Source organism: Acinetobacter sp. GW821-FHT01E09 (assembly GCF_059422385.1).
Genome location: NZ_JBWKWU010000001.1, coordinates 2564306 through 2590951, shown reverse-complemented (window position 1 = coordinate 2590951; position 26646 = coordinate 2564306). Strand labels below are relative to the sequence as shown.

Here is a 26646-nt window from a genome sequence, read left to right as displayed (position 1 = left end):
TGGGTTTGAGTGTGAAAACTATTCCGCCCGAACTTTAAGTTCATAACCTGTATATTTACGAATATTGATGACACCTGTATCCATAATCAGATATTGACCTTTGATTCCTTGTAGCTTGCCCCGAATGATTGGGGTTTTATCTAAATTGTGCGATTTAACTTTTTCAGGATAAATATCGACAGGGTAGATGAACTCACGGGGTAATTCATTTTCTAACAATTCAACCGTTTCATTAAACTCAAGATTTTGCGCAAACTCATCGCGAATGCTTTGAATCTTTGGGGAAAACTCTTGAACCAATTCATTACGAATTTCAATCAGATCAATCGGTTCAGCTTCACCCTTAAGTAGTTTTCGCCAATCCGTTTTATCTGCAACCTGTGTACCAAACATCACTTCAAGTTGACCTGAAAGACGGCGCGAACCGACTTTTAAAATAGGCAGTGCTTGGGTCGCCCCTTGGTCTAACCAGCGTGTTGGCATTTGACCTAGACGGGTAATCCCCACTTTTAAAGCACTTGAATTTGCTAGATAGACAATATGCGGTTGAAAGCAAACCTCATGAGCAAAATCATCTTCACGGCAAGTACCTAAATGATAATGGCAAGTTTCAGGCTTCATGATACACATGTCGCAAGATGCCTTGGTTTTCATGCATTTAAAGCAATGGCCTTGCGAATAAGACTTTGGTGTTTTTGCGCCACAAGAAACACAATAAATATTTCCTGTCGCTTCAATCTCAATTTCCTGGCCTAAACTAAATGGTAGCTCGGTTTCTGAGCGATCTAATATAAATTTATATTCAACATTTGCCTTATGTGTTTGTTGATCAGTTACACTAAGGTCTTTAAGACCTGCATGCATTTTATGACAAATGCCTTGTAGTTCCATGTTTAATTACTCGCTTCAAAAAAGGTGCAGTTATGGCTGAGCAAAATGTCATCACTTCAATGCTAGACGATTTATCGCAAGAACAGCCAATTCAAACTGCATTGTGTATTGGGCAAAATTTGGCGCAATACCCTACAAATTATTCAATTCAATGGTCCTATTTTAACGTATCTGAGTTTTTAAGTCTGCCTTTTACGCAACGATATGATTTAGGATTTGTACTTTTAGATACAGATGAAATGTCTGGGATCACCGATTTACAAAAATCGCAGTTATTGGTCAAGTTGCGTGATTTATTGGCAAAACGAATTGTCGTGGCATGTCAGCTAAAAGATGAGCAGTTACTCAGATCGCTTGGTTTTACCCAACTGATTGATAAAACCTTACATCAAAATGATTTTGCACTTTGGCAATTTAATATTTTGACCTATAAACATGTACCAGATTGGTTTAATTCTAAGTTTTGGGCCAACCCAGAAAACTGGAATAAATTTCGTTGGTAATGGTTTTATTTTAGTTATAAAAACCAGCCTTAAGCTATTGCAAAATTTAACAATTCCAATTTTGGTGAATAGGATAAAGCCAAGTATGCTGTACTTGTCTCATAAAACTTAAAAAAGGAAAACTTATGACAGATTTAACCAATATTGTGGAAATTCTGGCAAAACAAGCACTTGGCGGACAACAACAATCACAAGGCGGGCTTGGTGGTGGATTAGGCGTGGTACTTGGTTCAGTGCTCGGTGGCTTGGGTGGGCAGCAACAACAATCACAAGGTGGATTAGGTGGTGTACTTGGTTCAGTTTTAGGTGGTTTGACAGGTGGACAACAACAACAAGCACCGCAAGCGGGTGGTTTTAATGCCTCTTCTTTATTGATTGCAGTTGTGCCATTGGTCTTGGGTTGGATTCAACAAAATGGTGGTCTACAAGGTGCTTTAGCTAAATTGCAAGGCGCAGGTTTAGGTGGGCAGGTTCAAAGTTGGGTCGATCCGTCACAAGGTAATGGTGCTGTAAATGTAGAGCAAATCCAGAGTTTATTTGGTGGTCAGCAAGTTGAACAAGTTGCTCAACAAGCCAATGTTCCGACCAATGAAGTATATGGTGCAATCTCTACAGTATTACCGCAAATTATTGATTCACTCACACCACAAGGTGATGCAACAGATCACACTGAAGCCAATGGTGATATTCAAAATGTCATGAATTTGGTATCAGGCTTTTTAAAGTAAAATCGAATATAAAAATGACAAAAGCCAGTCAATAGCTGTTGACTGGTTGATTTAAATTAAGGCTGTGGGTCATCGCCAATTGCTTCGCTACTTTTTACGTCGCCATTCTGTTTCTTTTTAATGTATTTAATTTGCCCATACCCTTCAGCATACCATTCATCCAATGTTTCATCTCCGATTTGAGAAATGAAATGACATGCATTATCAAACTTTAAGGTATTGGCATCATTGTCAATTAAAGTTAGATCCTCAAATCCTACAAATACTAAGTCAATCGTCTTATTATTTTCAGACTTATCATTGTTATCCATTTGCGATTCAATGACTGCGTTATACGTCATTTGGAATTTTTGCTGTGGTTTAAGATTGGATGGGAATGTTGGAAGCGGGGCTTGATAGGTGGTTTTTACCAGCACATCATTTGGATTTGATCCGAGCGCAGCAATACCATAGTCCAAGTTTGCAAGCATGGTGCGGCCAGTTAAATCGTAGATATAATCTGTACGAACACCTGCGCCTTGTCTAACGATTGCTATTGCATTCTGATTGTTGAAGGTTGTAGGAACAATCTGTATTTGTGTTTCTTCATTGTTGTTCAGGGTAAACTGTTTGTTGGGTTCTAACTTAAAACAATCATCTGAATTGGCTGCTTTATGTGCTTTTTTAACCGCTGGGGCTTCTGCTTGATGTTCAGAACTGTCATGCGGTTTATTTTTAGAGCAAGCAACACTAAAAATAGAGAGTAAGCTAATTACAACAACAGTTTTCTTCATTTTTACCCTAGACGATAAAGTTTAAATTTCACGAGGCTATTTTTCACTATGAGCCAATAAAAAACAACCATATTCTTACGAAATATGGTTGGAGTAAACTTTATATTTATGAGTTGCTTACTATTCAGCTAAGACTGTTTTGTCTTCCTCTTCATCATCTTCAGCAGAATCCATACCTAATTCTTTGAGTTTGCGGGTTAAAGTATTACGCCCCCAACCTAAAAGTTCAGCAGCATGACGTTTACGACCACGGGTTTGTTGAAGTGCTGCGATGATCAAAGTACGTTCAAACATTGGGGTGGCAATGTCTAAAATTTTCATTTCACCATTTTTAAGCTTTTGAATTGCCCATTGCGCCAGTAACTCATCCCAATGATGTAATGCAATACGATCAATTCCAGCTTGTGCTTGGCCCTGATCATCAGATTTGTTGATTGGAATTTGTTTTAATTCAGACGGCAAGTCTTCTGGATAAACTTCACGCCCTGTGATCATTACAGTTAACCAGCGGCAGGTATTCTCGAGTTGACGTACATTGCCTGGCCAAGGCAGTTTTTGAATATACTCTTGCGTTTCTGGGCGTAAAATTTTCGGACTAACTCCGAGTTCTTTACCCGCGCGTGCCAAGAAGTGTTGCGCCAACATCGGAATATCTTCAGAACGATGAGCAAGTTTAGGAATATGAATACGAATGACATTCAGACGATGATATAAGTCTTCACGGAAACGCCCATCATTGACCAACTTTTCTAAATCTTGATGTGTTGCTGCCACGATACGAACATCAACACGAACTGGAATATGACCACCAACACGGTAGAACTCACCATCTGCCAAAACACGAAGTAGGCGTGTTTGGGTTTCAAAGGGCATATCACCAATTTCATCTAAGAATAAGGTTCCGCCATTGGCTTGTTCAAAACGACCTTGGCGTTGAGTATTGGCACCAGTAAATGCACCTTTTTCATGGCCAAATAATTCAGTTTCAATCAAATCTTTTGGAATAGCGGCCATGTTTAACGCAATAAATGGTTTACTGCTTCTTGGTGAGTGGCGATGTAAAGCGTGTGCAACTAACTCTTTACCTGTTCCAGATTCACCGTTGATCAATACAGTAATATGCGATTGAGATAGACGTCCAATGGCGCGGAAAACTTCCTGCATTGCAGGGGATTCACCAATAATTTCCGTAGATTGAATCGGGGTAACTTTGGCAGATTCTTGTTGTTGCAGCTTGTTGATATGCAAAATCGCACGATTCACCAACGCAAGTGCTTCATCAATATCAAACGGTTTTGGTAGATATTCAAAAGCACCTGTTTGATAGCTCGATACTGCAGATTCTAAATCTGAATGTGCTGTCATAATAATCACAGGCAGATCAGGATAACTTCCTTTGACTTTTCCTAGGAAGGTTAAACCATCAATGCCGGGCATACGAATATCAGTGAGAATGACATCTGGAGCATTGCTTGGAAGTTGATCTAAAGCAGATTGTGCTTCTTCAAAACTGGTGACATCGAAGCCTTCTTCTTTAAATGTTTTTTCCAAGACCCAACGCATAGCACGGTCGTCATCGATCACCCAAATTTTATTATGCGACATGGTTAGACTCCCAAGGTAGATATAAGCTAAATACTGTTTTTCCAGGAACGGATTGGCATTCAATCATTCCGTTGTGTTGATGCATGATATTTTGTGCGATGCTTAAGCCAAGACCTGTTCCTTTGGCACGGCCAGTCACAAGTGGATAAAACACGGATTCTAAAATTTCTTCAGGAACACCAGGGCCATTGTCTTCAATATCAATACGAATGGCTGATTTATTCAGTACGCCATTAATCGTCACTAAACGTTGGATGCGTGTACGCAACATCAGTTCAGGTTGATGATCAATAAAAAACTCACGATTCTCAGTCATCGCCTGTACCGCATTGACACTGATGTTGAGCATCACTTGAATCAGTTGATCGCGATCCGCTTTGACATCAGGCAATGAAAGGTCATAGTCTCGTGTGATTTTAATTTTTTTCTTGGTCTGATTTACAATTAATGAGCGAACACGTTCAAGCGGTTCATGCACGTTGACCAATTCGTAGCTCGGGAGCTGACGTGAACCCAGCATGGTATCAGCAAGGTTTCTTAAGCGATCGACTTCACTGATAATAATATCGGTGAACTCTGCGTACTGTGGATCATTTAAACTACGAGCAAGCAGTTGAGTTGCGCCACGAATTCCACCGAGTGGGTTTTTGATTTCATGTGCAACACCTCGAATCAGTTGTCGTGCAACTTGGTGTTGTTGAATCAGGTTTTCTTCTTTAGAAATTTTAAGCATCCGATCAATCGGATTTAATTCAATTAATAGTAATGGGTGATAGGGTCTTCCTGTATTTAACTGCGATACGGAATAATCAACATGCATGTCTTTAAAGTTAACATTGATAATCGCTTCACGGCGTGTATAGGCTTGACCTGTTTTTATTGAGTTGTTTAATGCTTCCAAGGTATTAAAGCTATCATTTGGTGCATGTAAAATATTAATCACTGGCTGACCTGCCGCACGAAGTAAGCTAATATCAAACAATGCTTCGCATGATGAATTAAGATAAAAAATATTTAAATTACAATCGACCAAAAGAATTGCAGTGGTTAAATTATCCACAAGCAATCTATAATCAATTGTTGGGTATTGATCCATTAGCAGAGCTTTCCTGTCTTTAAATAGCGCAATGGCATCTGCACCTCGTTTTCTATTTTCCCGAACATGGGTGATTGAATCGGTTAAATCGTCCTGATATAAAGCAAGATGCACGCCAACTTTTATATACTGCGCAGTTTTCTTACATGAATGATAAAAATTGCGCATTTACTGCGCTTTATTCAAGTGTAAAAACCAGCATTCATATTACGCTATCATTATATTGTTCCAAAATGGTGCATTGTAGTAATTTAATTATTTGATTGGATGTATTTTGGTGCATTATACAAAGAGTGCAGTTTCCACCTGTTTTTATCTCTTGAAAAGTCATACAATACGCGGATTATAGTGGAGCGCAGATTCATGAAGTCCCCCAAAGTCGGTTTTGTATCTTTAGGTTGTCCTAAGGCATTGGTAGATTCTGAACGCATTTTAACGCAGTTAAAGACTGAAGGTTATGATGTTGCATCAGATTATGAAGGTGCTGATTTAGTTGTTGTGAACACCTGTGGTTTTATTGAATCTGCAGTACAAGAGTCTTTAGACGCAATTGGTGAAGCCATGAGCGCCAATGGTCGTGTGATCGTCACAGGCTGTTTGGGTAAAGATGAAGATAAAATTCGCCAGATGCATCCAAATGTCTTAAAAGTGACAGGTGCGGCGGCGTATCAAGATGTGATGGAAGCTGTCCATCAGTATGTTCCAGAACCACCAAAACACAATCCTTTTGTAGATCTTGTACCTGAACAAGGTATTCGTTTAACACCTAAACATTATGCTTATTTAAAAATATCAGAAGGCTGTAACCATCGTTGCACATTCTGCATTATTCCAAGCATGCGTGGTGATCTTGTGTCACGTCCTGTTGGCTCTGTATTAAATGAAGCACAGGCGTTAAAAAAAGCGGGTGTAAAAGAAGTCTTGGTGATTTCTCAAGACACCTCCGCTTATGGTGTAGATACCAAATATAAGCTTGATTTCTGGAATGGTCAGCCTGTTAAAACCAAATTCTATGACATGTGCGAAGCACTCGGTCAGTTAGGGATTTGGGTGCGATTACATTATGTTTATCCATATCCACATGTGGATGCGGTGATTGACTTAATGGCACAGGGTAAAATTCTTCCGTATTTAGACATTCCTTTTCAACACGCCAGTCCGCGCATCTTAAAATTGATGAAGCGACCAGCTCATAGTGAAAACACCTTGGAACGTCTAAAATTATGGCGTGAAAAATGTCCTGAATTGGTTATTCGTTCAACATTTGTCGTGGGTTTCCCTGGTGAAACTGAAGAAGATTTTCAAATGTTATTGGACTGGTTACAAGAGGCGAAACTTGATCGTGTAGGTTGCTTTACCTACTCACCTGTAGAAGGCGCAACAGCCAACGATTTGCCTGATCATGTTCCTGAGGAAATTAAGCAACAACGCTATGAACGTTTTATGGAAGTTCAACAAGCGATTTCTGCTGAAAAACTGCAAAGTCGTATTGGTCAAACCATGACGGTTTTAGTAGATGATCTTGAAGAAGAATTCCCAGTCGCAGTTGCACGCTCTTATGCAGATGCACCTGAAATTGATGGTAATGTTTTTGTTGAAGATATTGATAAGTCAGTGATTAAAGCTGGTGATTTACTTGAAGTCGAAATTACAGATGCAGATGAATACGATTTGTTTGCTAAGTTGATTCGAATTAAATCAGCTTAAGTGTTGCCGATTTCGATTTGATTAAATACGAATAAAATTGTAGATATAAGTATTGGAGTTTTGTGATGTTAGATTCTAAAAAGCCGCGCTATGAGCGAATTTTGCTGAAACTTTCGGGTGAAGCGCTTGCGGGTAATAAAGACATGGGGATTGATGCCCAAGTCTTAGATCAAATGTCTTTATCTATTGCTCACTTGGTTGGTTTGGGTGTGCAAGTGGGTATCGTGGTGGGTGGTGGTAACTTATACCGTGGTAGCCAATTACAAAAAGATGGTTTGGTTGGCCGTGTAACGGGTGATCAAATGGGTATGCTTGCTACGGTAATGAATGGTTTGGCATTACGTGATGCTTTGGTTCGCCGTAACATCAAAACCCGTTTAATGTCAGCATTGCCAATTGGTGCTGTGGTTGAAGCGTATTCAAGCCGTGATGCAATTCGCCACTTAACCCAAGGTGAAGTGTGCGTATTTGTTGCTGGAACAGGTAATCCATTCTTTACAACGGATACAGCAGCTTGCTTACGTGGTATTGAAATTGAAGCAAACCTTATTTTAAAAGCCACTAAAGTTGATGGTGTCTACAATAAAGACCCAAGCAAATATGATGATGCTGTTAAATATGACCATTTAAGTTTTGATGAAGTTTTAGATGAGAAACTTGGTGTCATGGATTTAACTGCAATTTGCTTATGCCGCGATCACAATGTGCCACTTCAAGTATTTGATATGAACAAGTCTGGTGCTTTGCTTTCTGTGGTAATGGGCGAAAAAGAGGGCACTCACGTTACAAACTAATGTACGTGGGTAGTAAAGCTCTTTATACTACTGCAATTTTAGATTAGGGTGTATTGACACTTCGCCTGTTTATGAAATGTCACTAGACCCCATACACATTTAGATAAATAAGTAAGGAAGATCATATGATTAACGATCTTAAAAAAGACGCAGAAGACCGTATGAATAAGTCATTGGAGTCTTTGGAACATGGTTTTGCAAAGGTTCGTACAGGTCGTGCGCATCCATCCATCTTAAATGGAGTTATGGTTCCTTACTATGGTTCTGACGTGCCGTTAAACCAAGTGGCTAACGTGGGTGTTGAAGATTCACGTACTTTGTTAGTTCAACCATTTGAACGTTCAATGGTTTCTGCAATTGATAAAGCAATCCGTGAATCAGATTTGGGCTTAAACCCAGTAACTGCTGATGCGATTCGTGTGCCAATGGCAGCTTTGACAGAAGAAACACGTAAAGATATGCAGAAAGTTGCACGTAACGAAGCAGAAAATGCCAAAGTCGCGATTCGTAACATTCGTCGTGATGTTTTAGGCGATATCAAATCATTATTAAAAGATAAAGAAATTTCTGAAGATGATGAGCGTCGTGCAGGCGATGATATCCAAAAAATTACCGATAAATTTGTTGCTGAAGTGGACAAACGTCTTGCTGCGAAAGAAGCTGAATTGATGAAGGTCTAAGATTTAAATGACCACATCTGAAGACAACCATCTTCCAAAACATGTTGCCATCATCATGGATGGCAACAATCGTTTTGCAAAAAAGAAACAACTGCAAAAAGGTGATGGACACCGTGAAGGTAAAAATGTCCTTGATCCGATTGTAGAGCATTGCCGTAAAGTTGGCGTTCAGGCGCTTACTGTGTTTGCTTTCTCAAGTGAAAACTGGAATCGACCACAGTATGAAGTTGATTTGTTAATGAAATTGTTAGAAGACACAATTCATGAACAGATTCCACGGATGGAAAAATTCGAAATTTCGTTGAGATTTATTGGTGATCGTAGTCGGCTTTCTCCAGAGCTACGTGAATTAATGTTGCATGCTGAACAAAGGACTGCTAAGTTCAGTAACATGACTTTAACAATTGCGATTAGTTATGGTGGTATGTGGGATATCGCAGATACTGCACGTAAACTTGCGCAACAGGTTAAAGATCAACAAATTGATGTGAATCAAATCAATACTGAGTTATTTGCACAACAAATAAGTTTGGGGGATTTGCCACCCGTGGATTTATTGATTCGTACAGGCGGTGATTACCGACTGTCTAATTTCTTACTGTGGCAGGCTGCATACGCTGAGTTATATTTTACTGAGACATTATGGCCAGAATTTACAGTGCAAGAGTTGGATCATGCGTTCAATATTTTTTCAGGGCGTGAAAGACGTTTCGGAAAAACCTCTGAACAAATTCAACAAGAACATATAGAGAATTTATAATGTTAGAGCGGATTATAACCGCATTGGTATTGGTGGCAGTTGTACTGAGTTGTATGTTTGCAACAAAATCTCAATATCCAATGTTAGTGTTAATGATTATCGCAGCTGGGGCAGCAGGTTATGAGTGGTTTAAACTCATGCCACATGAATCTGACCATGTGAAGAAAATTAAAGCTGCTGGATTCGGTGTATTGACCGCTTTTTTTTCAGGGTTAGCATTATATTTTAATGATTTGGCGCTTATTCTTTGGAGTGCCTCTATTCTCACTTGGTTGTGTAGCTTGTATTGGGTAAAACATTATCCTGAATACGATGGCTGGTACAATATCACTTTAAATATTGTTGGCTTGGTTTTAATCAGTGCCGCAGTTACCGCTATTTTTGAAGTTTGGAAAAGCTCTCCTTGGTGGTTGATGTACCTGTTCCTGTTGGTTTGGGGCGCGGACAGTGGTGCATATTTTGTTGGGCGTAAATTTGGTAAGCGTAAACTTGCGCCAGATGTGAGTCCAAACAAATCAATCGAAGGCTTAATTGGTGGGATTGTCACTGTTGCGATTGTGATCATCGTGGTTCAATCGATTTACCTACATTTAACGCTTCCACAACATATTCTTTTCCTAGTTTTGTCTATTGTGACTGTGTTTAGCTCTGTGCTTGGCGACTTGTTTGAATCTATGATCAAACGTCGTGCAGGAATTAAAGACTCAGGTCGTATCCTTCCAGGACATGGTGGGGTGCTTGATCGTATAGATTCATTGCTTGCTGCGGCTCCGTTTTTTGCGGCTGGCATGTATGTTTTAAAACTTATTGGTGTAGATTTATAGATGTCACAATCTGTTTGTATATTAGGTGTTACAGGTTCTATTGGGCGCAGTACTTTAAAAATTTTACAACAGCATTCGGACCAGTATTCAGTTTTTGCAGTGACTGGATTTAGTCGAATCAAAGAACTCAGTGAAATATGCAAACAATATCGACCGAAATGTGTGGTTGTACCATCGGATAAAGTAGATGAGTTACAACAGCTACTTGCTATACATCATATTTTTGATATCGAAATCCTCACAGATGAAGCAGGGCTTATCACTGTATCGGAACATCCTGATGTAGATGTGGTGATGGCTGCAATTGTTGGTGCAGCAGGATTGTTGCCGACTTTAGCCGCAGTGAAAGCAGGTAAGCGCGTTTTGCTTGCCAACAAAGAAGCCTTGGTGATGTCTGGCGATATTATGCTTCAAGCAGCTAAAGATCATCATGCTTTGTTACTGCCTGTCGACTCTGAACATAATGCTATTTTTCAATGTCTTCCGCAAAATTATTTACAGATTCAACCCAATGGTGAGCCTCAATTGGGGGTCAAGCAAGTTTTGTTGACTGCTTCAGGCGGCCCATTTTTAAACTTTAGCTTAGAACAATTAAAAACCGTAACACCTGCACAAGCCTGTAAACATCCAAATTGGTCGATGGGACAAAAAATTTCGGTAGATTCTGCAACCCTGATGAATAAAGGTTTAGAATTGATCGAAGCATGTCATTTATTTTCAATTAAAGAACAATTTGTTACAGTTGTTGTTCATCCACAAAGTATCATTCATTCAATGGTTCAATATGTGGATGGTTCAACTTTGGCTCAAATGGGTAATCCTGATATGTGTACGCCGATTGCGCATGCACTTGCATGGCCTGAGCGGATTCAAACGCATGTCCCGCCACTGGATTTATTTGTCCATTCACAACTTGACTTTCAAGCACCAGATATTACGCGTTTTCCATCGCTTAAACTGGCTCGGCATGCTATGCAGGCGGGCGGATTGGCGCCGTCTATTCTCAATGCTGCCAATGAAATTGCTGTGAGTGCTTTTTTACAGCAAAAAATTGCATTTTTAGAAATTTCACAAGTGGTTGAACATACCTTAAATCACGTTCAAAATGGTTTGGCAGATTCGATTGATACGATTTTGCAGACAGATCAACTTGCGCGCCAAGTTGCTTCACAACGCATTACACAATTGGGAAGCTGATCATGAGTGTTCTATTTATCATTGTTGCTGCCATATTCCTACTTGGTCCGCTGATTGCGATTCATGAATTTGGGCATTATTGGGTTGCACGTAAACTCGGTGTAAAAGTACTGGTCTATTCGATTGGTTTTGGTCCAACTTTGTTGAAGTGGACATCGAAAAAATCAGGCATCCAATATCAACTTTCTGCATTACCACTGGGTGGTTATGTCAAAATGTTGGATGAGCGTGAGGGGAATGTTAGTGCGGAAGATTTGCCGTTAGCATTTAACCGTCAGCCACCATGGAAGCGTATTGCGATTGTTGCTGCAGGTCCATTGATCAATTTGATTTTTGCAATCGTCCTATTTTGGATTCTATTTCTGCCTGCACAAGAGCAATTAAATACTCGTGTTGGTGCAGTTCTACCCAATACACCTGCTGCAACAGCTCAAATGCAGATTGGCGATAAAATTGTTGCTGTAGATGGAACAGATGTCAGCACTTGGGAAAAACTCAACTATGCCATCGTTGATCGTGTTGGTGAAACAGGTCATATCGATGTTCAGGTTGAGCGCAATGGTCAGCCGCAGAGTTTTGCTTTACCAATCAAGAATTTCTTAAAAGACCAAAGTCAGTCACCATTTGATGTGCTCGGTTTTACCCCATATCGTCCACAGATTCCTGCAACTGTTTATAAGTTAAGTAGTGATGGCGCTGCGATTCGTCAAGGGATGAAAGAAGGTGATCAAATCATTTCAATCAATCAGGTGAAAATGAAAGATTGGTTTGATGTGGTAGATGTGGTACAAAAATCACCTGAAAAGTTACTTAAAGTTGATGTGTTGCGCCAAGGGCAAATTGTACATTTGCAAGTAATGCCGCAAGGTAAACGCGACAATATGGGAAATGTAACAGGTATGTTGGGTGTGCAAGCACAGACTGATAAACTGACAATTCCTACTGAATATAAACAAACAATTCAATATAATCCTGCTGAAGCTTTTGTTGTTGCTGTTGAAAAGACCGGGCAACTTTCAGCAATGATTTTGAATTCGATGGTGAAGATGGTACGTGGTTTAATTGGCTTAGATAATTTATCAGGTCCAATTACCATTGCAAAAGTCGCCGGTCAAAGTGCTGAAATGGGGTGGCAAACATTCATTTCATTTATGGCTTTGATGAGTGTGAGTTTGGGGATTTTAAATTTATTGCCTATCCCGATGTTAGATGGCGGTCATTTGGTTTATTACATTGTTGAAGCAATTCGTGGTAAGCCTGTTTCTGAACAAATACAATTGGTTGGGTTAAAAATTGGTATGGTACTGCTTGGTAGCATGATGCTTCTTGCAATATTTAATGATTTTATGCGTTTATAACGCAATTGTGGATTAACTTACTGGAAAATAATAGGCATGCAGCACTCACATTTATTTATGCCATTAGCGCTCGTTAGTGCGATGGCAGCTGTACAGCAAGTACAAGCGGCAGATGAGTTCATTGCACGTGATATCCGTGTGGATGGCTTGGTTCGTTTAACGCAACAAAATGTTCTTGCACTTTTACCAATAAATAGTGGTGACCGTGTCAATGATCCTGCAATTGCGGATTCAATTCGTGCTTTGTACGCTTCAAATCTTTTTGATGATATCCAAGCATCTAACCAAGACGGTGTCTTGGTGTTTAAAGTGATTGAACGTCCAGTAATTTCAAAAATTAATTTTAAAGGCAATAAACTAATTCCGAAAGAAGCTTTGACGGATGGTTTAAAGAAAATGGGCTTGGCCGAAGGCGAAGTGCTTAAAAAATCTGCCTTACAAACCTTAGAAACTGAGTTAGAGCAACAATATGCTCAACAAGGTCGTTATGATGCAGATATTAAAGTTGAACAAGTTGCTCAACCCAATAACCGCGTTGAATTGAATATCAATTTTAATGAAGGTAAGCCTGCAAAAGTCTTTGATATCAATATTATTGGTAATACCGTATTTAAAGAAGACGACATTAAACAGGCGTTTGCGGTAAAAGAGAGTGGCTGGTTATCGGTTATTTCTCGAAATGACCGTTATGCACGTGAAAAAATGTCTGCAAGTCTAGAGTCATTGCGTGCGCTATATCTTAATAAAGGTTATATCAATTTTGATATTAACAGTTCAAATTTAAATCTTAGTGAAGATAAAAAACATATCTTTATTGAAGTTTCAGTGAATGAAGGCGAGCAATTTAAATTTGGCGAAACTAAATTTTTAGGTGATGCACTTTATAAAACTGAAGATTTAAAAGCGCTACAAATCTATAAAGATGGCACAACGTATTCTCAAGAAAAAGTCAATGCTGTAAAGCAGTTACTACTTCGTAAATATGGTAATGCGGGTTACTACTATGCAGAAGTAAATGTCGTCCCTGAAATCAATAATGAAACTCATATTGTTGACTTAAATTACTATATTAATCCTGGTCAACAAGTAACTGTACGTCGTATTAACTTTACCGGTAATACCAAAACTGCGGATGAAGTATTACGTCGTGAAATGCGTCAAATGGAAGGTGCTTTAGCAAGTAACGAAAAAATCGACTTGTCTAAAGTTCGTTTAGAACGTACTGGTTTCTTTAGTAAAGTTGATGTTAAACCTGTTCGCGTACCGAACTTGCCAGATCAAATGGACTTGAATATTGATGTTGAAGAACAACATTCTGGTACCAGTACATTGGCTGTAGGTTATTCTCAGAATGGTGGTATCACATTCCAAGCAGGTTTAAGCCAAACCAACTTTATGGGTACCGGTAATCGTGTTTCTATCGATTTATCTCGTTCAGAAACCCAAGATTATTATAACTTAAGTGTGACTGACCCATACTTTACCATTGATGGTGTAAGTCGTGGTTATAACATGTACTACCGTAAAACCAAGTTAAATAATGATTATAACGTTAACAACTATGTAACGGACAGTATCGGTGGTGGTGTTACATTTGGTTATCCAATTGATGAAAACCAAAACATTAGTGCAGGTTTAAACGTTGACCAAACTAAAGTAACTACTGGTGCTTATGTTTCAACCTATGTACGTGATTACTTAAAAGCCCATGGTGGTAAAACTATTGGTACAAGTACATATTGTGATGGTGAGTGGAAAGCACTAGATTCTACAAAACCAGATGATCTTTCATGTGTTGATTCAGCAGGAAAGGTTAAAGATTTAACACCATTTGATTCTGAGTTTGAAGGTAAGTTCTTAACTTATAATTTAAATTTGGGTTGGTCATATAACACACTAAACCGTCCAATTTTCCCTACTAACGGTACCTCACATCGTGTCAATGCTGAAATTGCATTGCCAGGTAGTGATGTTGAATATCAAAAAGTTACTTACGATGCACAGACTTATTTCCCATTAGGCCGTGATTTCGTATTACGTGGCTATGGTAAGTTAGGTTATGGTAATGATTTACCATTCTATAAAAACTTCTATGCGGGTGGTTTTGGTTCAGTCCGTGGTTATGACAACAGTACATTGGGTCCAAAATACCCTGGTGTGACCTATAACGAAAGAAAAACCAAAGACTATGACCCTGAAGAAGTGGGTGGTAATGCTTTAGTACAATTCGGTACAGAATTGGCTTTACCTGTTCCATTTAAGGGTGATTGGGCGCGTCAGATCCGTCCGGTGATCTTTGCTGAGGGCGCACAAGTCTTTGATACAGACTGTAGCACAGCGACTGGTGATCTTTATCTAGATGGTTCAAAAACACCAATTAATGCAAAACAGTACTGTAAAGACAATAATGATTTTGACTTTGGTAACATGCGTTATAGTGTTGGTATAGGCTTTACTTGGATTACCATGATTGGCCCACTTTCGTTGAGCTATGCATTCCCATTGAATGACAAACCGGGCGATGAAACTAAAAATATTCAATTCGAGATTGGTCGTACTTTCTAAGTGCGATCTTTTACGAGATTTAACTTAATATAAGGAACAATGATGAAAACAATGAAAATGGCCATTATGGGCTTAGGCTTGGGTTTTGCTGGATTGGTTCAAGCGGCAGGTTTCGGTGTAGTTGATCTAGAAAAAGTTGTAGAAAGTAGCACCTACTTAAAGCAACAGAATGCAAGTTTAGAACAATCAGTTAAACCGCAAACCACAAAGCTTGAACAAATCACCAAAGATATTGAAGCGTTGAAACAAAAAGCACAGGCTCAAGGTGCAAATGTTCAGCAAATTAATGCGCAATACCAAGCAAAAGTGAATGAATTCCAGACAATTCAGCAAGGTGTTCAGGCGAAAGTACAAAGCACAATTCAAAACACCAATGCAACTTTTGAGGCTCGTGTAAAGCAAGCTGCTGAACAATTGCGCCAAGAAGCTGGATTAGACTTTGTTTTGAATAAAAATTCAGCACTTGCTTATGACGCAAAGAGTGATTTAACTGCTAAAATAATCCAAAAGGTTAATGCAATTAAATAATCAATGAAATCAAATCGTTTTCATCTCGATGAATTAGCTCAGCTTGTACAAGGTGAGCTAATTGGTCAAGCCAATTTTGTTTTAGATGGGCTTGCAAGTTTAGAACACGCGCAATCCAATCATATTTCTTTTGTAAATAACGACAAATATTTGAATGAAGCTCAAAACTCTAAAGCTGGCGCTTTGATCGTCACGGCAGAGTTAAAAGAACAGCTTACAAATTGCCAGAATTTTATTGTTGTTGCCAATCCCTATCTTGCTTTTGCGATTTTAACCCATCAATTTGAAGTTAAAGTAACTAAACGGGGTATCGAAAGTACTGCGCAAATCTCTCCTTCAGCAATTATTGCAGATGATGCTTATATTGGTCATTATGTTGTGATTGGTGATGATTGTGTGGTGGGTGCAAATACAGTTATCCAATCGCACAGCAAAATTGATGATGGTGTTGAAATTGGCAAAGACGGTTTTGTCGATTCTCATGTGACCATTACTGGCCAAACAAAAATTGCAGATCGTGTTCGGATTCATTCCAATACTGCAATTGGTGGAGAGGGCTTCGGTTTTGCACCTTATCAAGGAAAGTGGAATCGTATTGCTCAATTGGGTTCTGTACGTATCGGAAATGATGTACGTATAGGTTCAAATTGTAGTATTGATCGTGGTGCTTTGGACGATACAATCATTCATGACGGTGTCATTATTGATAACCTTGTGCAAATCGCCCATAACGTGCAAATTGGCGAAAATACTGCCATTGCAGCCAAGTGTGGTATCGCAGGTAGTACGATTATTGGCAAAAACTGTGTTCTTGCAGGTGCTGTTGGCATCGTAGGGCATATAAAAATCACAGATAATGTCACAATTACTGGAATGTCAATAGTCACAAAAAGTATTTCTGAAGCAGGTTCTTATTCTTCAGGTACTGGACAGTTTGAAACAAATCATTGGAAAAGAACGGTTGTGCGCTTAAGACAATTAGCAGATGTGCCATTGACCAAACTGGTGAAACAAATAGATCATATGCAGGCTCAAATTGAGTCCATTGAATCAACTTTAAAGTCGCGTAAATAATTATGACTGAGTCTAAATCTCTACCTTTTACGGTTCCTGAATTACCAATGCAAACCCAAACGATTCGCGAGTATTTGCCACATCGTTATCCATTTTTGCTTGTCGATCGTGTAACTGAAGTTACAGAGAATGGGATTGTAGGATACAAAAACGTTTCAATTAATGAAGAATTTATGCAGGGTCATTTCCCTGGCTATCCAATTATGCCGGGTGTTTTGATCGTTGAGGCGATGGCACAAGTTTCTGGTGTGCTTGGTTTTATCATGAATAATGAAAAGCCAAGACCAGGTTCTTTGTTCTTATTCGCTGGTGCTGAAAAAATACGATTTAAAAAACAAGTCGTACCAGGTGACCAACTCGTGCTAAAATCTGAATTACTCATGCAAAAACGTGGCATTTACAAGTATTTATGTACTGCCAGTGTTGACGGCGTGGTAGCAGCAACCGCTGAAATTATCATTTCTCATCAGAAATTAGAGCAGGCATGAGCAGTAACGACTTAATCCACCCAACCGCTATTATTGACTCTTCTGCAGTGATAGCACCAGATGTCCAAATAGGGCCATATTGTATTATTGGTCCACAAGTGACGATTGGTGCTGGTACCAAACTTCACTCACATGTTGTGATTGGAGGCTATACACGTATTGGTGAAAATAACGATATTTTCCAATTCGCAAGTGTAGGTGAAATTTGTCAAGATTTAAAATACCAAGGTGAAGAAACTTGGTTAGAAATTGGCGACAACAACAAAATCCGTGAACATTGCAGCTTACATCGTGGCACTGTTCAAGATCGAGGCCTAACCAAAATAGGAAGCAATAACCTATTGATGGTGAATACGCATATTGCACATGATTGTTTGATTGGAAATAACAATATTTTTGCAAATAATGTCGGCATCGCTGGCCATGTTCACATTGGCGATTTCGTCATTGTAGGCGGGAACTCAGGTATCCATCAATTCTGTAAGATTGATTCTTATAGTATGATTGGTGGTGCATCACTGATTCTTAAAGATGTTCCTGCTTATGTTATGGTTTCAGGCAACCCTGCGCATGCCTATGGTATGAACGTTGAAGGGATGCGTCGTAAAGGTTGGTCTAAGAATGTGATTCAAGGCTTAAGAGAGTCGTTTAAATTGATCTATAAAGAGAATTTAACCACTGAACAAGCCATTGAAAAAATTCGTCAAGAGATCCTTCCAGAAGTTGAAGAAGTCCAGTTATTGATTGATTCAGTATTAGAATCTAAGCGCGGTATCGTGCGTTAATTGTTAAAGTTTTCAATAAAAAAATGCCTCTATTGAGGCATTTTTTTTGGTCTAAATTGTGAATAAGCGGATTAACCTTTTTTGAAAAAACCTGCTTCTTCTGATTTAGGGTAGGTGCTTAACAGTTTGCTTTTATAGACATTTGCAGTTTGTGTGTTCTTGTTGACATCTTTGGCAATACTATAAAGTTGGTATAAAGCACGCGGTGCTTTAGACGAGTTTGGAAATTTAGCTGCTACGATTTCATAGTTTTTCTTGGCTTCATTATAGTTGGGTGGATCAATTGCCAATTGAAACTCAGCTAACCAAAAATAAGCATTTCCAGTATAAATACTGTTTGGATAGTTTTTAATAAAGTTTTGCATAGGGGCGATGGCTTGTTTTGCACCGCCTTTTTTATAGGCATCTAAAGCAATGGTATAAGCTGCTTTTTCCAGTGCAACAGGATCACTGGTATTGTTGCTACTGTTGGCCGGTGTTGCTGGATTTTGAGCCGTTGTTGGTGCCGAGCTATTCGTTGTAGCTTTGCTTGCAGTGCTTGTTTGATCGGTTGCGGTTGAACTATCGACAGGTGCATTTTCAGCAGGTGCTTGTTCTGGTTGATTGCTTTCAGGTTCAAGTTTCTGATTGAGCAGTTCAAGGCGCTGATCTAAATCGGTATAGCGGTTGGTGAGTTCTTTGTTTAGTTGATCAATGGCATGATCTTGTTCTTCAATCTTGCCACGTAATTCACGAATTTGATTTTCTAATTGTTGATTCTTTTGTATTAAATCCCAATTCATATTTCCAGCAATGGGTGCTGGTGAATTCGCTACATCATTTCGAGATGATGCAGTATCACTTAATCCACGAGATTCTATAGGGATTGCATATAAAGATGCTGAACTGAGTAAAGCAATAGAAAACAGGGCATGCTTTTTTAGCATAATTTAAAATCCATCAAAGTCAAAATTTTTCAAATAGACTGATATGGGCTATTTGAAAATCAATAATTGTTATCATTAAAAACGGCTAGGGGCGGAATTGCAAGATGCTTTTACAATCTTCAGCTAATTCTAATGCAATATGAAGCTTTTTTGTATTTTAACACCTGCAATCTATGAAGTAGCACTGAGATAAAATTCAGTAAAATATTGACTGATGCTTGATAAGTTTAATGGACTATTGAAAAGAAAAGTTAGAATTACTGTTAAAAATTAACCATATTGATGATGAAATAAGCAAACGAATGAATAACTTGAGAAAATCACAATGTTTGGCTTGAAAGAAAATAAAAAATCTCTATACTCTGTTCTTGCAATGGTAGCCCTGCTGGTGGTTTCGCAATTGTACTCTGAAAACCCCGCCAGGACCGGAAGGTAGCAACGGTATCAGAAATACGATGTGCCGAGATTTTGCTAGTAGGGCTGCCACCAGATTTCTAAATCTACCAATACTAATAACTCAAGATATCCATTCGATTTATATCCTACATTTTAAAACCATCTCTACTATTTAATTCCTGAAAATTTTTATATTCTCATTCTTTAGACCATCTGATTTAATTCAATCATCATTTTTTAGTCGTGACTAAAGATCTATCAACCTTATTTGAGCTTATATTGAAAATACGCGTATAGTTTTATGGATAAATGAAAGGATAGTTTGTACAGTGCTAAAAGATATTGGATCTGCTTAGAATTTATAAGAAATCAAAAGTGAGAAGGGAATTCTATCAATAGATTTTCAGCCTAAGATTCTCAAACTACCGTTTAATGAAAAGTTGATCTTGAATTGTATCGACTGACCATCATCAATCATCATTTGGTTTTTTTGAAATTGCTTTCATAATCGCATCCATTTCAAAACCACGATATTGTAAAAAGCGAATTTGTTTGGCTTTAATTTTTGGATCTTTGCTGACCTCTGTACCATATTTTTTAACTTTCAATTGATAGGCTTGTTCATACCAATCAATTTCTGCAATATCCTCTTGTACTAAGGCTTTATCCAGTTGTTTGGCACGTAAAGCCAGTTTGATTCGATTCGGGCCTTTACCTCTACGGACTTGGCTACGCACAGTCATTTCTGCCACACGTTGGTCACTTTGGTAGTTATTCGCTGACAACTCATCAACCAAAATTAAAACTTCCTCACGGCTTTGCGCATAGGTCATCAGCTTTTCAATCAGATCAGCTTTGGAATACTCTTTTCGAGTCAACACTGCAAAAGCATAAGAGCGCAAACGTGTACCGGTTAAGCCCTGTGGTTTGGGTGCAAGATCCTGTTCCGCATTAAAGGCGTGTTCATCATTTGCAATGTCAGACTCAGGTTCTGCAGGTTGAGATGTAGAATGCTGATACGCTGTTGTTTCTTGTTCACCAAATTGCTGTTTGAGTTTTTGGTAATCTAACAATTTGGGAAATTTTGCTTGGCTCATAGCTATTGATAACAATCTATTTATTTCAGAGATAAACACTAGTTTAGCTTTAATTCATTTTTTTAACAGTGCAAATCCTATACGGATGAATTTTCCTCCGCCTAAATATCAAAGAATCTAAACCAGTATAAGAGGGGAAGATAAGTAGATATCAGGGTTTAGATTTGTTATTTAAAGCGCTTCATGCCGAAGCTTAATAACGCCTAAACTGGCTTACTAATACTATCCGTTTCTATTTGATCAATGATTCGAATTGATTTAGGGCGAGGGTAGCGAGAGGGATTTTTAAGTCATTCGATATGTCTCGTAATGGTGCAACTGATGGACAAGTCTATACATGAGCAATTGATAAAACCCCTTCATTAATTTCGATTCAAATGTTACGAAATTGTTTTCTCAAACTCATCTTTGATACGTCCTTTTTTAAATCATAGATCAACATAAAATTCCCCTCATCCTAGCCTTCTCCCGAGGGGAGAAGGGACTTTCAATATCAATATGATTGATTCGAAATGGTCATATTTTGGTTGATCAAATAAGATCTATTAGAGTTTATGATGCGGTATAAAAACAAAAAGCACCATGAGGTGCTTTTTGTGGAGCTTTAAATATGTGGATTACACATCTAAAAAGTCAGGCTCTTCTTCTTTCTCTTCTGCTGGTGCGGCATTGGCAGTAGTCAAAAGCTTTTCACGAATCATACGATCAAGTTCTTGAGCCAATTGAGGGTTTTCCTCTAAATGTCGAATGACATTGTTTTTACCTTGACCGATTTTGTCACCTTGATATGAGTACCAAGCACCTGCTTTTTGTACAAGTTCTTGTCCAACAGCAAGATCAACCAATTCACCTAAGTGGTTTACACCTTTACCATACATAATTTGGAAAAGTGCTTCACGGAAAGGAGGCGCCATTTTGTTTTTCACAACTTTGACTTTGGTTTCAGAACCTACAATTTCATCGCCTTCTTTAACTTGTCCAATACGACGAATATCTAAACGTACAGAAGCATAGAACTTCAACGCATTACCACCAGTTGTGGTTTCAGGGCTACCAAACATCACCCCAATTTTCATACGAATCTGGTTAATGAAGATAACCATACAGTTTGAGCGCTTGGCATTACCTGTGATTTTACGTAAAGCTTGGCTCATCAAACGTGCTTGTAGACCCATGTGAGAGTCACCCATTTCGCCTTCAATTTCGGCTTTAGGGGTTAACGCTGCTACAGAATCGACAACGATCATATCGACTGCACCTGAACGAACCAACATATCTGCGATTTCAAGTGCTTGCTCACCATTATCTGGCTGTGAAACTAAAAGGTTGTCTATATCTACCCCAAGTTTACGTGCATATTGTGGATCTAAAGCATGTTCCGCATCAATAAAGGCACATGTTCCACCTGCTTTTTGGCATTGTGCAATGGCTTGTAGCGTCATTGTCGTTTTACCAGAAGATTCAGGACCGTAAATTTCAACGATACGACCTTTTGGTAAGCCCCCAATACCCAATGCAATATCAAGTGTTAAAGAGCCTGTAGAGACCGCTTCAACCGCTTGAACAGTGTTATCACCTAAACGCATCACTGTGTTTTTACCAAATTGTTTCTCAATTTGGCTCAGTGCCGCATTCAGTGCCTTGCTTTTGTTATCATCCATCTCGTAAACCTCAAACGATGTAATATCACTAATATCTTAAGTGGATGTCATTAAATTTGATCTTTCGTCCACGGCAGTAATAGTGACAGAAAATAAAAAATGGTTCTATATTAAAAAACATTAGTACGACATAAGATGTCGTACCCAACCTAAACGAATTCAGTCATCATCATAGGACCAAGATTGGTCAAATTGTTGATCATTTTCTTGTTTAAATTTGCTAATTTGTCGTCGATCTTTTTTACTTGGTCGATGATCAGGGCGCGCTAGATTATGCAATTTTCTTTGGGATGAAATCAACTCTCTACGTGCCACACTCACCTCAGTTTCTTCATAAAGTTGTTGGGCAATCGGTGCGCCGCCACGAACAACGGAGAGTGCTTTAATCACTACCGTTTTACGATCAAAACCTTGTTGTATGGTGAGCTCCATTCCAACACGAATCTCTTTAGAGACTTTAACACGTTCATTATTATGATGAACTTTACCACCCTCGATTGCATCTTTGGCAATAGAGCGTGTTTTAAAAAAACGTGCAGCCCAAAGCCATTTGTCTACACGCATTGTTTCAAGTTGTTGTTTCTCAGGCTGTTTTGACATCGACATCCTTATGTTCTAAATCTGTTGACTGTAAATTTGCTAACGCTACGTTTTTCAGTAATGGTAAAAGCTCAGTTAAATGATTAATTGCAGGGTATTGCAATTCTAAGTGATGACGCGCAGCACGACCACTGGAAGGTTGGGTAATCGTGATTAAGTGCGCTATACCAAACTTTTCAGCACCTTTTAATACAGGAATGGTGTCATCCACAAAACATGCATTTTGTGGGTCAAATGGATGCTTTTGCTGCAGGATTTGCCAAAACTCAATAAACTCTTTGGAATAGCCAATTTCTTCACTACTGATCATTACTTCAAAATAAGGGCTGAGATCAACATTTTCAAGTTTAAGTTTTAAGCCAGCACAATCTGCATTGGTCAGTAACCAACAACGATAACCTTGTGCTTTTAATTGTTTTAATAATTCAAAACAGCCCGTTCTTGGGGTGATTTTATCTTTAAAATCATATTGTAACTGTAGGACATCAACCCCAACTTTTTCAGACCAATATTTTGAAGAATACCAGCAGAGGGTATGATTATGTTGTTGATAAAATGCATTTAGAATGTTTTGACTGTGCTCTAAACTACATTGATGGGTTTCTGCATGCCGTTCAGGGAGTTTTGTGTTCCAGATCAGATCATCAAAAGCTAAATCAAGGAGTGTGCCGTCCATGTCAAAAAGAAGGATTGGTTTTTGCATTCAAGGAACTCCAAAGTTTTTTAAAGTTTAACAAAGTTCATCTGAAATTGTAAAACGAGTTCATTTTAATAAATTACAGATAAATTTTTGAAAAATAAAAGGCGATTGAATTTCATATTGCACAATAATGAGGCAAAAGATATCCTATCTTTAATAAAAAGGGGATATAAATGAATAGATTATTATGGGTTGCTATACGATTTAGCCCAACGACCATATATTTAGCTTTAGATTCTATAGGTATGAAAATTACAACAAACTTTATGCATTACTGGGACTACTAACACAATGGAAAATATACAAATAATTATACTCGTTGCCATAATCATCGTTGCAATTTTACAAATATTGCTCTTATTAAAAAAATCAGGGAAATTCAATACAGATGATATTTTAACCCCGATGAGTCAATCTTTTGAGCGTATTGAGCGATTCACAAGCAATGAATTGGGGAAAAGCAGGGAAGAATCTAGCCAGCAATCAAGATTTAATCGCGAGGAGCTTGGAGGTACAGTTAAAGCAGAATTATTAACTTATGCACAAACAATGCGAGAAAGTCTAAAACAGATTTCTGATGAGCAAACAAAGCATTTAAATGCCTTTGTAGAGCAAATTAACAGTCTAAATCGATCTCAAACACAACAAGCAGAATTACTTAGAAATAAGATTGAAGAAAAGTTAATTAACTTACAAAAAGACAATTCTGAGCAACTAGAGAAAATGCGTCAAACTGTCGATGAAAAACTCCAAGGTACGCTTGAAAAAAGATTATCCGAATCCTTTAAGTTGATTAGTGAACGCTTAGAATCAGTTCATAAAGGACTTGGCGAAATGCAAGTTTTAGCCAGCGGTGTTGGCGACCTTAAAAAAGTTTTAACAAATGTTAAGACTCGAGGTACTTGGGGAGAAGTTCAATTAGGTGCCATGTTGGAACAAGTACTCACAATTGATCAGTATGAAGCGAATGTGTCAACGAAAGGTAATGCTGAGCGTGTTGAATATGCTGTCAAGATTCCAAGTAAGAATAGTGATCAAGAGATAGTATGGTTACCTATTGATGCCAAATTCCCTATGGAATCATATAGCCGTTTAATTGAAGCGCAAGATAATGCAGATGCAGTTGGGGTTGAATCAGCTTTAAAAGAATTGGAATTACGTATAAAGCAAAGTGCCAATGACATCAGTAGAAAATATATTTCACCACCATCTACAACTGATTTTGCAATTTTATATTTACCAACTGAAGGTCTATTTGCTGAAGTGACCAAACGTTCGAATCTTGTTGATATTGTTCAGCGTGATTATCGAGTGGTATTTGCAGGGCCTACCACATTATGGTCGATATTAAATAGTTTACAAATGGGATTCCGAACCTTAGCAATAGAAAAGCGTTCAAGTGAAGTATGGAACACATTGGCTGCTGTTAAAACGGAATGGTTTAAATATGGTGAGGCATTAGATAAGGTTAAAAAGAAACTTGAAGAAGCTTCAAATAGTATTGATCAGGCACAAGTCAGAACAAGAGCAGTTGGACGTAAGTTAAAAGAGGTTCAAGAGTTGCCAAGTTCTCAGGCGGATAATATTCTTGATTTAGAAGACACACTTCCTCAATAAATCATTCATACGTATATTTGGAAATTATGAAATGGCAACAAAAATAGCCCAACAAATGATGATGTGTAAATCTTGCGGGAGACAAACATTACATCAAAAAAATACCAAAGAGATGAGTTGGCTAATGCATTTGGTATTAACCGTTTTTACGGGTGGTTTGTGGTTAATTATTTGGATTATTATTTTATTGTGGCATATGATCGCAAAACCTGCTTCTGCTGTTGCAAATCGATGGATTTGTTCACAGTGTGGTAAATAAGCTCACAAAGCACCTTTAGGTGCTTTTTATCACTCCAAACTCAAGATATTTATTCGTTAAAAGCTATTGTTTTCATGCACTCAACATAAAAAAATGGTAGGCTTGTGGACAAAAATCAGACATCCTACAGGTCGGATCAATGTTTATTACCTCTCAAGCACCACAAGATGAACAAATTTTAAAATTAGTTCCAGTTTTGGCATCTGCAAGTCAGATCTTGCTCGAGGAATACCAAAATTATTGTGCTGGAAATGCGTTTAATATTGATAAAAAGGATGATCAATCACCTGTTACCCAAGCTGACTTAAAAGTAAATGCCTATCTAATTGAACAGTTAGCGAAAATCACCCCTGAAATTCCAGTGCTATCAGAAGAGAGTGATTATTCTCAACGACATACATGGAATATCTGCTGGATGCTGGATCCTTTGGATGGAACCAAAGAATTTATTCATGAACGTGATGAATTTACGATTAATTTAAGTCTAATTCACAACCACCAAACCATATTTTCAATCATTGCTGTACCGACAGAGCAAGTGATGTATTTGGGGTATTTAACAGATTTGCCTTATAAATATTGCTTTATTCATCGTACTTGGGAACGTTATTGCAAGTTTAAAGCTGTAGAGGAAGATGCAATTCAAATTGGACTAAGCCATAGCAGTAAAAATCCAAAGTATCAGCAATATATTGATTATATTGAACAAGAGTCGCCTGTCATTAGACGCGAGGCGGGCAGTGCCTATAAGTTCTGTATGATGCTTGAAGGCGAAATTGATATTTATCCAAGATTCCACCCAACCTCTGAGTGGGATACCAGTGCAGGACAAGGATTATTGGAAAGTATTGGTGGCGGATTACTGAGTTTAGCTGCGGTACCATTTACCTATAATCAACGTGATACCGTGTTAAATGATGGATTTATCGCATTTCGGAATGTCGAAAATAAAGAAGTTGCTTTAGAAGCATTAAGCAATGTGAGTTTTTAATCTGATATAGATATGCATTTTATAGATAATTTAACACTTTTAT

Annotated in this window: 26 protein-coding genes and 1 other RNA gene; 18 read left to right on the top strand and 9 right to left on the bottom strand. The window is 38.4% G+C overall.

The annotated features are described in order from the left end of the window. Window positions 1-18: 18 nt before the first annotated feature. Window positions 19-891 carry a DUF2797 domain-containing protein gene (locus AC07U8_RS11850; RefSeq protein WP_004719710.1) on the bottom strand — a complete coding sequence of 291 codons (873 nt, stop codon included), beginning with the start codon at window positions 889-891 and terminating at the stop codon, window positions 19-21. 32 nt (window positions 892-923) lie between these two features. On the opposite strand from AC07U8_RS11850, the gene AC07U8_RS11845 reads away from it, so the two are divergent. Further along, window positions 924-1394 (top strand): DUF6231 family protein, encoded by a 471-nt coding sequence (locus tag AC07U8_RS11845; protein WP_004822152.1) that lies wholly within the window; start codon window positions 924-926, stop codon window positions 1392-1394. Between the two features lie 125 nt (window positions 1395-1519). Then, the gene (locus tag AC07U8_RS11840) at window positions 1520-2122 is read left to right on the top strand and encodes a YidB family protein (RefSeq protein WP_494737927.1); all 603 of its coding nucleotides are present in this window, start codon (window positions 1520-1522) and stop codon (window positions 2120-2122) included. A gap of 56 nt (window positions 2123-2178) precedes the next feature. On the opposite strand, the gene AC07U8_RS11835 is transcribed toward AC07U8_RS11840, so the two are convergent. The 3 genes from AC07U8_RS11835 to glnL form a co-directional block, all read right to left on the bottom strand. Next, the gene (locus tag AC07U8_RS11835) at window positions 2179-2895 is read right to left on the bottom strand and encodes a hypothetical protein (protein WP_096734313.1); all 717 of its coding nucleotides are present in this window, start codon (window positions 2893-2895) and stop codon (window positions 2179-2181) included. A 120-nt stretch (window positions 2896-3015) separates the two neighbouring features. After that, window positions 3016-4500, bottom strand: a complete 1485-nt coding sequence (glnG, locus tag AC07U8_RS11830) for a nitrogen regulation protein NR(I) (protein ID WP_004822147.1) — start codon at window positions 4498-4500, stop codon at window positions 3016-3018. After that, a complete protein-coding gene (glnL, locus tag AC07U8_RS11825; RefSeq protein WP_034613940.1) occupies window positions 4490-5596 on the bottom strand; it encodes a nitrogen regulation protein NR(II) in 1107 nt (368 codons plus the stop codon). The genes glnG and glnL overlap by 11 nt, the downstream gene beginning before the upstream one ends. Before the next feature lie 363 nt (window positions 5597-5959). Here glnL and rimO point away from each other — a divergent pair, with 363 nt between their 5' ends. The 12 genes from rimO (at window position 5960) to lpxA (ending at window position 18356) form a co-directional block, all read left to right on the top strand. Further along, window positions 5960-7303, top strand: a complete 1344-nt coding sequence (gene rimO / locus AC07U8_RS11820; protein ID WP_151802362.1) for a 30S ribosomal protein S12 methylthiotransferase RimO — start codon at window positions 5960-5962, stop codon at window positions 7301-7303. A gap of 65 nt (window positions 7304-7368) precedes the next feature. Then, window positions 7369-8097: a UMP kinase gene (gene pyrH / locus AC07U8_RS11815; protein WP_004719725.1), complete on the top strand. Its 729-nt coding sequence runs from the start codon at window positions 7369-7371 to the stop codon at window positions 8095-8097. Window positions 8098-8222: 125 nt separating this feature from the next. Beyond that, window positions 8223-8777, top strand: coding sequence for a ribosome recycling factor (gene frr, locus AC07U8_RS11810; protein WP_004719727.1), 555 nt, complete (start codon window positions 8223-8225; stop codon window positions 8775-8777). Window positions 8778-8784: 7 nt separating this feature from the next. Then, window positions 8785-9537: a polyprenyl diphosphate synthase gene (uppS, locus tag AC07U8_RS11805; protein WP_004719730.1), complete on the top strand. Its 753-nt coding sequence runs from the start codon at window positions 8785-8787 to the stop codon at window positions 9535-9537. Continuing rightward, complete coding sequence (locus tag AC07U8_RS11800) at window positions 9537-10361, top strand: phosphatidate cytidylyltransferase (RefSeq protein ID WP_004719733.1); 825 nt, start codon at window positions 9537-9539, stop codon at window positions 10359-10361. Before uppS ends, AC07U8_RS11800 begins: the two co-directional genes overlap by 1 nt. Then, the gene (ispC, locus tag AC07U8_RS11795) at window positions 10362-11558 is read left to right on the top strand and encodes a 1-deoxy-D-xylulose-5-phosphate reductoisomerase (protein WP_096734312.1); all 1197 of its coding nucleotides are present in this window, start codon (window positions 10362-10364) and stop codon (window positions 11556-11558) included. Window positions 11559-11560: 2 nt separating this feature from the next. After that, window positions 11561-12916 (top strand): RIP metalloprotease RseP, encoded by a 1356-nt coding sequence (gene rseP / locus AC07U8_RS11790; protein ID WP_151802364.1) that lies wholly within the window; start codon window positions 11561-11563, stop codon window positions 12914-12916. Window positions 12917-12952: 36 nt separating this feature from the next. After that, window positions 12953-15481, top strand: coding sequence for an outer membrane protein assembly factor BamA (gene bamA / locus AC07U8_RS11785; RefSeq protein WP_494737926.1), 2529 nt, complete (start codon window positions 12953-12955; stop codon window positions 15479-15481). Window positions 15482-15523: 42 nt separating this feature from the next. Further along, a complete protein-coding gene (locus AC07U8_RS11780; protein ID WP_004822135.1) occupies window positions 15524-16009 on the top strand; it encodes an OmpH/Skp family outer membrane protein in 486 nt (161 codons plus the stop codon). A gap of 3 nt (window positions 16010-16012) precedes the next feature. Further along, window positions 16013-17083, top strand: coding sequence for a UDP-3-O-(3-hydroxymyristoyl)glucosamine N-acyltransferase (gene lpxD, locus AC07U8_RS11775; RefSeq protein ID WP_004822133.1), 1071 nt, complete (start codon window positions 16013-16015; stop codon window positions 17081-17083). Window positions 17084-17085: 2 nt separating this feature from the next. Further along, window positions 17086-17571, top strand: coding sequence for a 3-hydroxyacyl-ACP dehydratase FabZ (gene fabZ, locus AC07U8_RS11770; RefSeq protein WP_004719745.1), 486 nt, complete (start codon window positions 17086-17088; stop codon window positions 17569-17571). Then, on the top strand, window positions 17568-18356 hold the full coding sequence (gene lpxA, locus AC07U8_RS11765; protein ID WP_004822130.1) for an acyl-ACP--UDP-N-acetylglucosamine O-acyltransferase: 789 nt from the start codon (window positions 17568-17570) through the stop codon (window positions 18354-18356). The genes fabZ and lpxA overlap by 4 nt, the downstream gene beginning before the upstream one ends. 71 nt (window positions 18357-18427) lie before the next feature. On the opposite strand, the gene AC07U8_RS11760 is transcribed toward lpxA, so the two are convergent. Next, the gene (locus AC07U8_RS11760) at window positions 18428-19282 is read right to left on the bottom strand and encodes a YbgF trimerization domain-containing protein (RefSeq protein ID WP_494737925.1); all 855 of its coding nucleotides are present in this window, start codon (window positions 19280-19282) and stop codon (window positions 18428-18430) included. 383 nt (window positions 19283-19665) lie between these two features. On the opposite strand from AC07U8_RS11760, the gene ffs reads away from it, so the two are divergent. Continuing rightward, an RNA gene (gene ffs, locus AC07U8_RS11755) (signal recognition particle sRNA small type) lies at window positions 19666-19762 on the top strand. A gap of 386 nt (window positions 19763-20148) precedes the next feature. Here the strand turns inward: ffs and AC07U8_RS11750 are convergent. From AC07U8_RS11750 to AC07U8_RS11735, 4 genes are all read right to left on the bottom strand, one after another. Next, a complete protein-coding gene (locus AC07U8_RS11750; RefSeq protein WP_494737924.1) occupies window positions 20149-20775 on the bottom strand; it encodes a regulatory protein RecX in 627 nt (208 codons plus the stop codon). A gap of 617 nt (window positions 20776-21392) precedes the next feature. Beyond that, entirely contained in the window at window positions 21393-22436 is a 1044-nt protein-coding gene (recA, locus tag AC07U8_RS11745) for a recombinase RecA (protein WP_004719755.1), read from the bottom strand. A 159-nt stretch (window positions 22437-22595) separates the two neighbouring features. Further along, window positions 22596-23036, bottom strand: a complete 441-nt coding sequence (locus tag AC07U8_RS11740; RefSeq protein WP_004719756.1) for an RNA-binding S4 domain-containing protein — start codon at window positions 23034-23036, stop codon at window positions 22596-22598. Further along, window positions 23020-23739: an HAD-IA family hydrolase gene (locus AC07U8_RS11735; protein WP_494737923.1), complete on the bottom strand. Its 720-nt coding sequence runs from the start codon at window positions 23737-23739 to the stop codon at window positions 23020-23022. The genes AC07U8_RS11740 and AC07U8_RS11735 overlap by 17 nt, the downstream gene beginning before the upstream one ends. A gap of 288 nt (window positions 23740-24027) precedes the next feature. Here AC07U8_RS11735 and AC07U8_RS11730 point away from each other — a divergent pair, with 288 nt between their 5' ends. The 3 genes from AC07U8_RS11730 (at window position 24028) to AC07U8_RS11720 (ending at window position 26603) form a co-directional block, all read left to right on the top strand. Further along, a complete protein-coding gene (locus AC07U8_RS11730; protein WP_494737922.1) occupies window positions 24028-25353 on the top strand; it encodes a DNA recombination protein RmuC in 1326 nt (441 codons plus the stop codon). Window positions 25354-25384: 31 nt separating this feature from the next. Continuing rightward, a complete protein-coding gene (locus tag AC07U8_RS11725) occupies window positions 25385-25612 on the top strand; it encodes a hypothetical protein (protein ID WP_096734304.1) in 228 nt (75 codons plus the stop codon). A 139-nt stretch (window positions 25613-25751) separates the two neighbouring features. Next, entirely contained in the window at window positions 25752-26603 is an 852-nt protein-coding gene (locus tag AC07U8_RS11720; protein ID WP_494737921.1) for a 3'(2'),5'-bisphosphate nucleotidase CysQ family protein, read from the top strand. The last annotated feature ends 43 nt before the right edge of the window (window positions 26604-26646 follow it).

What these genes read in the sequence shown, in the direction of transcription:
- AC07U8_RS11850 (WP_004719710.1), bottom strand. Translation starts at nt 891, where the DNA reads ATGGAACTACAAGGCATTTGTCATAAAATGCATGCAGGTCTTAAAGAC.
- AC07U8_RS11845 (WP_004822152.1), top strand. Translation starts at nt 924, where the DNA reads ATGGCTGAGCAAAATGTCATCACTTCAATGCTAGACGATTTATCGCAA.
- AC07U8_RS11840 (WP_494737927.1), top strand. Translation starts at nt 1,520, where the DNA reads ATGACAGATTTAACCAATATTGTGGAAATTCTGGCAAAACAAGCACTT.
- AC07U8_RS11835 (WP_096734313.1), bottom strand. Translation starts at nt 2,895, where the DNA reads ATGAAGAAAACTGTTGTTGTAATTAGCTTACTCTCTATTTTTAGTGTT.
- glnG (WP_004822147.1), bottom strand. Translation starts at nt 4,500, where the DNA reads ATGTCGCATAATAAAATTTGGGTGATCGATGACGACCGTGCTATGCGT.
- glnL (WP_034613940.1), bottom strand. Translation starts at nt 5,596, where the DNA reads ATGGATCAATACCCAACAATTGATTATAGATTGCTTGTGGATAATTTA.
- rimO (WP_151802362.1), top strand. Translation starts at nt 5,960, where the DNA reads ATGAAGTCCCCCAAAGTCGGTTTTGTATCTTTAGGTTGTCCTAAGGCA.
- pyrH (WP_004719725.1), top strand. Translation starts at nt 7,369, where the DNA reads ATGTTAGATTCTAAAAAGCCGCGCTATGAGCGAATTTTGCTGAAACTT.
- frr (WP_004719727.1), top strand. Translation starts at nt 8,223, where the DNA reads ATGATTAACGATCTTAAAAAAGACGCAGAAGACCGTATGAATAAGTCA.
- uppS (WP_004719730.1), top strand. Translation starts at nt 8,785, where the DNA reads ATGACCACATCTGAAGACAACCATCTTCCAAAACATGTTGCCATCATC.
- AC07U8_RS11800 (WP_004719733.1), top strand. Translation starts at nt 9,537, where the DNA reads ATGTTAGAGCGGATTATAACCGCATTGGTATTGGTGGCAGTTGTACTG.
- ispC (WP_096734312.1), top strand. Translation starts at nt 10,362, where the DNA reads ATGTCACAATCTGTTTGTATATTAGGTGTTACAGGTTCTATTGGGCGC.
- rseP (WP_151802364.1), top strand. Translation starts at nt 11,561, where the DNA reads ATGAGTGTTCTATTTATCATTGTTGCTGCCATATTCCTACTTGGTCCG.
- bamA (WP_494737926.1), top strand. Translation starts at nt 12,953, where the DNA reads ATGCAGCACTCACATTTATTTATGCCATTAGCGCTCGTTAGTGCGATG.
- AC07U8_RS11780 (WP_004822135.1), top strand. Translation starts at nt 15,524, where the DNA reads ATGAAAACAATGAAAATGGCCATTATGGGCTTAGGCTTGGGTTTTGCT.
- lpxD (WP_004822133.1), top strand. Translation starts at nt 16,013, where the DNA reads ATGAAATCAAATCGTTTTCATCTCGATGAATTAGCTCAGCTTGTACAA.
- fabZ (WP_004719745.1), top strand. Translation starts at nt 17,086, where the DNA reads ATGACTGAGTCTAAATCTCTACCTTTTACGGTTCCTGAATTACCAATG.
- lpxA (WP_004822130.1), top strand. Translation starts at nt 17,568, where the DNA reads ATGAGCAGTAACGACTTAATCCACCCAACCGCTATTATTGACTCTTCT.
- AC07U8_RS11760 (WP_494737925.1), bottom strand. Translation starts at nt 19,282, where the DNA reads ATGCTAAAAAAGCATGCCCTGTTTTCTATTGCTTTACTCAGTTCAGCA.
- AC07U8_RS11750 (WP_494737924.1), bottom strand. Translation starts at nt 20,775, where the DNA reads ATGAGCCAAGCAAAATTTCCCAAATTGTTAGATTACCAAAAACTCAAA.
- recA (WP_004719755.1), bottom strand. Translation starts at nt 22,436, where the DNA reads ATGGATGATAACAAAAGCAAGGCACTGAATGCGGCACTGAGCCAAATT.
- AC07U8_RS11740 (WP_004719756.1), bottom strand. Translation starts at nt 23,036, where the DNA reads ATGTCAAAACAGCCTGAGAAACAACAACTTGAAACAATGCGTGTAGAC.
- AC07U8_RS11735 (WP_494737923.1), bottom strand. Translation starts at nt 23,739, where the DNA reads ATGCAAAAACCAATCCTTCTTTTTGACATGGACGGCACACTCCTTGAT.
- AC07U8_RS11730 (WP_494737922.1), top strand. Translation starts at nt 24,028, where the DNA reads ATGGAAAATATACAAATAATTATACTCGTTGCCATAATCATCGTTGCA.
- AC07U8_RS11725 (WP_096734304.1), top strand. Translation starts at nt 25,385, where the DNA reads ATGGCAACAAAAATAGCCCAACAAATGATGATGTGTAAATCTTGCGGG.
- AC07U8_RS11720 (WP_494737921.1), top strand. Translation starts at nt 25,752, where the DNA reads ATGTTTATTACCTCTCAAGCACCACAAGATGAACAAATTTTAAAATTA.